The sequence below is a fragment of the Sulfobacillus sp. TH-112 genome, assembly GCF_057473405.1.
Genome location: NZ_JBYCKN010000187.1, coordinates 1 through 4,653, shown reverse-complemented (window position 1 = coordinate 4,653; position 4,653 = coordinate 1). Strand labels below are relative to the sequence as shown.

At 52.9% G+C, this 4,653-nt stretch carries 6 protein-coding genes; 5 read left to right on the top strand and 1 reads right to left on the bottom strand.

What is annotated here, in order from left to right; genetic code table 11:
• Positions 1–418 (top strand): cyclase family protein (locus ACOJWD_RS13900; RefSeq protein WP_486993842.1); only part of this gene is annotated, 418 nt, incomplete at its 5' end.
• Positions 419–1,622: 1,204 nt separating this feature from the next.
• Entirely contained in the window at positions 1,623–2,126 is a 504-nt protein-coding gene (locus tag ACOJWD_RS13895; protein WP_486993841.1) for a DUF6338 family protein, read from the top strand.
• Between the two features lie 732 nt (positions 2,127–2,858).
• Here the strand turns inward: ACOJWD_RS13895 and ACOJWD_RS13890 are convergent.
• Entirely contained in the window at positions 2,859–2,972 is a 114-nt protein-coding gene (locus tag ACOJWD_RS13890; RefSeq protein ID WP_486993843.1) for a type II toxin-antitoxin system RelE family toxin, read from the bottom strand.
• A gap of 242 nt (positions 2,973–3,214) precedes the next feature.
• Here ACOJWD_RS13890 and ACOJWD_RS13885 point away from each other — a divergent pair, with 242 nt between their 5' ends.
• The 3 genes from ACOJWD_RS13885 to ACOJWD_RS13875 all read left to right on the top strand — a co-directional run bounded on the left by ACOJWD_RS13885 (position 3,215) and on the right by ACOJWD_RS13875 (position 4,098).
• Positions 3,215–3,523: a transposase gene (locus ACOJWD_RS13885; protein WP_486993840.1), complete on the top strand. Its 309-nt coding sequence runs from the start codon at positions 3,215–3,217 to the stop codon at positions 3,521–3,523.
• A 79-nt stretch (positions 3,524–3,602) separates the two neighbouring features.
• Complete coding sequence (locus ACOJWD_RS13880; RefSeq protein ID WP_486993839.1) at positions 3,603–3,950, top strand: nucleotidyltransferase domain-containing protein; 348 nt, start codon at positions 3,603–3,605, stop codon at positions 3,948–3,950.
• Positions 3,904–4,098, top strand: coding sequence for a HEPN domain-containing protein (locus tag ACOJWD_RS13875; RefSeq protein WP_486993838.1), 195 nt, complete (start codon positions 3,904–3,906; stop codon positions 4,096–4,098). Before ACOJWD_RS13880 ends, ACOJWD_RS13875 begins: the two co-directional genes overlap by 47 nt.
• Positions 4,099–4,653: the final 555 nt, after the last annotated feature.

Sequence of the window (4,653 nt, the reverse complement as noted above, 5' to 3'; positions counted from 1 at the left end):
TGTGAAGACACTCCACACCATTCATTGCGAAAATGTCAACGAAATCGGACCAGAGGTTCTTTCGGCGCACTGGGACTCCTATCGTGAGGGCGATGCCGTGCTGTTATTGACAGGGCAATATCGATATTGGGGTAGCCCGCAATATTTCGCGCCATTTCCCGTATTGAATGAGGAAGGTGCCGCCTTTCTTCTGTCGCAGAATGTCGGTCTGATCGCAGTGGATGCGCCGTCGGTCGATCCGGTGAGCACAGAAACCTTTCCGGTTCATCACCAGCTTCTCAAAGCGCCGCTATTAATTATCGAAAATCTCGCCTATGACGAAACCCTTCCCGCGATCGCCCGTATCGTGGCACTGCCACTTAAGGTGAAAAACTCCAACGGGGCTCCCGCACGCGTATTCGGATTCCGGGAGTTTTAGTGCGTGGGGAAAAATATCGTGATCACCTGGTTGGTCGCAGTTAATAAACCATAGGTCGCCCATCGGAGATAGAGAATAGTGAGGAGCACACCAATCAACACGCCCTGAGAGTTCATCTTATCCTTTCGTGGGGCTGTCCCACCTCTAGGACATTGACTGGAAAGCAGCCATAAATGAGATTGAATGTGCGTGGGTGTCCCATGCGTGCGCCACGAGGCGCATCGCCTGGCCAAGATCTCCCAAAAAATTTCTTCGAATCTCATAAGCAATGCGTTAATGCGGTCACTATATCAAGGGGTCCTAGGGAACCATAGGGGACGTAGGCTCCGTAGGTAGTGCCGAAGGGCGACGACTTTCAATTCGGATTCATATCCCAAAGAGCGACCCATCGCCGGAGTCATTACGTTTATGTTGTATCATGGAACCATAGAGTTCGAAAAGGACGAGGCCAAGCGGGACCGGAACCTCGAAAAGCATCCTAAGTGATTTTGCGGATGCCGCGGAGCTGTTGCGGAGTTCCCGATCTGAATGGCGTGATGAGCGTCAAGTCTGCTACGGTGAAGATGCCCTGTGAATAGTGACGGTAATCGCGGGGCCGGTGAGCGAGTTTCATCGCGCGGATCGTCATTGTGGTGGACCCACCCATTCGCAGGTTGTTAGGCTGGGGGTGAGAGGGATCGAATTCGTCACTACGGCGTCATTACGCAGGCATGCAACGGGCGTTTTGGGAGCGCCCCGTGTAGATGCTCCGAAACCCCAGAATCTTTGATGTATAAGGATTGTAGCGCATCGAACATCACTCTGGACACCTGAATGCGGTTCTTCTCTTCCTGGGGTCGCAGGTTCGCATCCTGCCGGAGACACCATCATCAAGACGCCCATGCACAGCAAACCATTGCGCATTTTTTATTTCCGCGAGAAACGGCGCATGTGCACCGGCGTCACCACGAGACCAGGACGCGTTCGGAGATGGGTCTCGCTACACCCATGCACATGGTTTGAACAATAAGGTGGGTGATATGGATGGCCAAGGCTTTGCCTCAGAAAGTCGCGGAGGCAGTTTTAAAGAAGTCTTTTTCGCACATTCCGTTGAAACCTGGGGAAACACCACAAGACAATCCGTTATTAGCAGGAACGGCTTGGCTCCACCCCTGAAGACAAAGCCAAAGACTGAAGCCTCGGTTAGCTCCGATCCTCCTAAGCCGTGATAGGGTCGTTTACGACTCTCCTGATCGTGCTCGGCTTTGTGTTGCCTGGTTATATAACCCGTTCGATTGTCGGCCTCCGCGTATACTTGCGCCCCATTGGTGATTTTGAGCTTTTGTTTCAGTCGGTCTGGCTCAGCACATTTTATGTCGTCTTGGGGACGATTGTCACAGTGATTCCTTCGATACATTGGTTGTCGCCGCTTTATATGATTTCCCCAATGGACAAAATCCCGCCGGCTCTCGGATGGAACGCTCTGGCGTCGCTGGGTGTATTATTGGTGGTCAGTGTTCTTATAGGCAGATGGAGTTGGCTTGTGGCGTGGGTTACCACTTATGGGCGCCGACTTCATCCCTATCCCATTTGGTACAATCTTTTTGGAGCCCCCCTGACCACGGAAGGTTCCCCATGGGTACGGGTGGAAATGGACAACGGGAAGGTCATCACGGGCCGCGTGATGGCCTTTGGACTCGATGACCACGACGCAGGTCGCTTGTGTTAATCATGGTAACTATGATTGTCGGCGATAACGACGAGAAACGTCCCCGTGATGAACATTGTTATATTTCCGAGAAAAGCATGCGGAGCCTAAGCGTCAAATATGTCAATCCTGCTCCGACGACAAGCGAGGAACCAGGAAAAGCTTAAACGGATCATCGGTATTATTTCGTGCGCCATACTGCAGCTACATCTAATTTGCGAAAAAGAAACATACATACCCGGTTAAGTCAGGGTGTAGGGATGAGTCTCCACTGAGATTACCTAACAGAAGTTGACTCGGCCCGTAAATGCCGGGTTACCTGGGGACCATTTCGGTCGGACCAGCAAAGCTTGAAAAAAAGGGCTAGGTACAAAATGTGGTTGGATTTTCCCGTTTTTTAGATCAATCCGCTCTCGTCGGCAATCCTGCCTAAGGTTGCAACGGACGTTCCGAGCTACCATGATTTGCATGTCTCACGGGTTGGAAACTCCAGCGGAGAACGCCATGGAGCCTCGGCTCATCGTGTGTCACAACCATCGATGGAAGGCCGGTACCCGTGCACTAAGGCCCCCAATAATCCCTGATTCATCACACGAACTATTGTCAGGAGCACGTCTGGCCAGTCCTCATCTCGGAGACAGGCGCTCGGCACAGCAACCGTGGCCGGTGTCGGCGCGATGCTCGCTGCAAGCCAAACTGTACGATCCGCCAAGACGGCCGAACCCCATCGGCGCTCTCCTGCCACGGGGCACGCTATTTGTAGATGTCGCCTCGTGAGCCGATGGCGTCCACGAAGATAACTTGCTGCTGGTGGTCGATGTGGAAGAGGAGGCGAAACCCACCAACCCGCAACCGATACGCGCCGATCTGTCCTGCCTTAAGAACCCCCGACTCACGCCGCTATTCCAACCATGTTTTGCCCACTACAACGGATGATTCCGGAGCGACTATCAACCAGGTTTTGCACAAAACAGGTTGAATCCCGTGGCATCAGCCAGCGTGAGATCCGTCTTCCGATACGTGCAGTCAGGCGTCGAGTAGATGTTAGTCTATTCCATGGACACCTTGAATTCGCGGATGATATCCTCACTCCCAGTGAGGTAAACTCCATGGCAACAAAATATGATGGAGCATTTAAAGCCCAAGCGGTGCAATTGGTCACGGACCTGAAGAAGCCCATTGTAGAGGTAGCTCGCGATTTAGGAATCCCGGAGACAACGCTCCATCAGTGGTTGAAGCACTCTCGCGAGTATCCCGAAAGGCCCTTTGTCGGCAGTGGCAAACTCCGGCCAGCGGACCAGGAGGTTCACGAGTTGCAGCGGCGGATACGAGATTTGGAAGAGGAGAATGCCATTCTAAAAAAAAAACGATGCGCATCTTCGCCAACGATCAGAAGAAAAATACGCGTTCATTCATGAACACCGCTCCGACTTCCGCTTCGCCGATTGATTATCGGTTATACTATTAGCAGACAAACGACGATTTGAGGGAATGCCGATGGTCACTGAGGAATTAATCAATGGATATGTAAAAAAAATCGTCGACACCGTTGATGCCGATGCTATTATTCTGTTCGGGTCTTATGCCCGGAATCAGGCGTCGTCAGAAAGCGACATTGATTTGTTGGTTCTTTATTCGGGGCGTCGATTACGCGAAGTTCAGCGGAAAGCTTATGTGGCGCTCGCGGGTCGAACTAATGCCGTTGATCTGATTGTGCGGGATCCTGCCGATCTCCGGGAACGCCTGAAGTGGCCCGATCCCTTTGTCGAAAATATTTTAAGAGAAGGCAAGGTTCTCTATGCCAAACCCCATAGTCCAGGAATGGCTTTCTTTCGCCGCTCGTGACCTGGAGGCAGCCCGCGTCCTCAGCCATTTACCAGATCAGGCATCGACAGCCTGTTTTCATGCCCAACAAGCCGCCGAAAAAGCGCTCAAATCTCTTTATGCCGCCGGTGGTCAAACTCCACCGAAAACCCATGATCTTGATGTTTGACGAGACAAAATTTCCGGTGGTAATGATTTATCTTCACTGGCCGAAGCGTGTGCAGTGCTGAGCATGTACTCAGTCGAGTCGCGCTACCCCGGCGCTCATATCCAAGACGATGAAGTATTGCCGGCCATCGCATTCGCCGAAAACATCATCTCCAAGGTAACGACCATCCTACAGCAACTGGACGCATCGCAAGGAACATCAAACGGGTACCACCCAGTTGAACCGAAATCACCCTCCTCCGAATGAAGCGCTATACATTACCACCAACTATCCCAGAGGGGAAGACGGGCGACCCGAGAATGACCCCGGACCGCAGAACCGGAACAGCTGCGGGCCGCCCGGCCCGCACACCAAACGGGGACCTTAGAACTGGAATGGCCCCCGGGCACGGCGGAGGTCGACTTCGGCACGGCAGACGCCTATTGGCAGGCCGGAGATTCCCACCCGATTGAGGTCACATACTTGGTCGTGAGTTTCCCCTTTAGCAATGCGGCATTGCTCCAGTACTTCCCGGGGGAAACGGCCGAGTGCGTCACCCATGGCCTTCAGGCTATG

Bases quoted from the DNA above. Each gene is read 5' to 3' on its own strand.
- ACOJWD_RS13885 (WP_486993840.1), top strand. From the start codon at position 3,215: ATGGCAACAAAATATGATGGAGCATTTAAAGCCCAAGCGGTGCAATTG.
- ACOJWD_RS13880 (WP_486993839.1), top strand. From the start codon at position 3,603: ATGGTCACTGAGGAATTAATCAATGGATATGTAAAAAAAATCGTCGAC.
- ACOJWD_RS13875 (WP_486993838.1), top strand. From the start codon at position 3,904: ATGCCAAACCCCATAGTCCAGGAATGGCTTTCTTTCGCCGCTCGTGAC.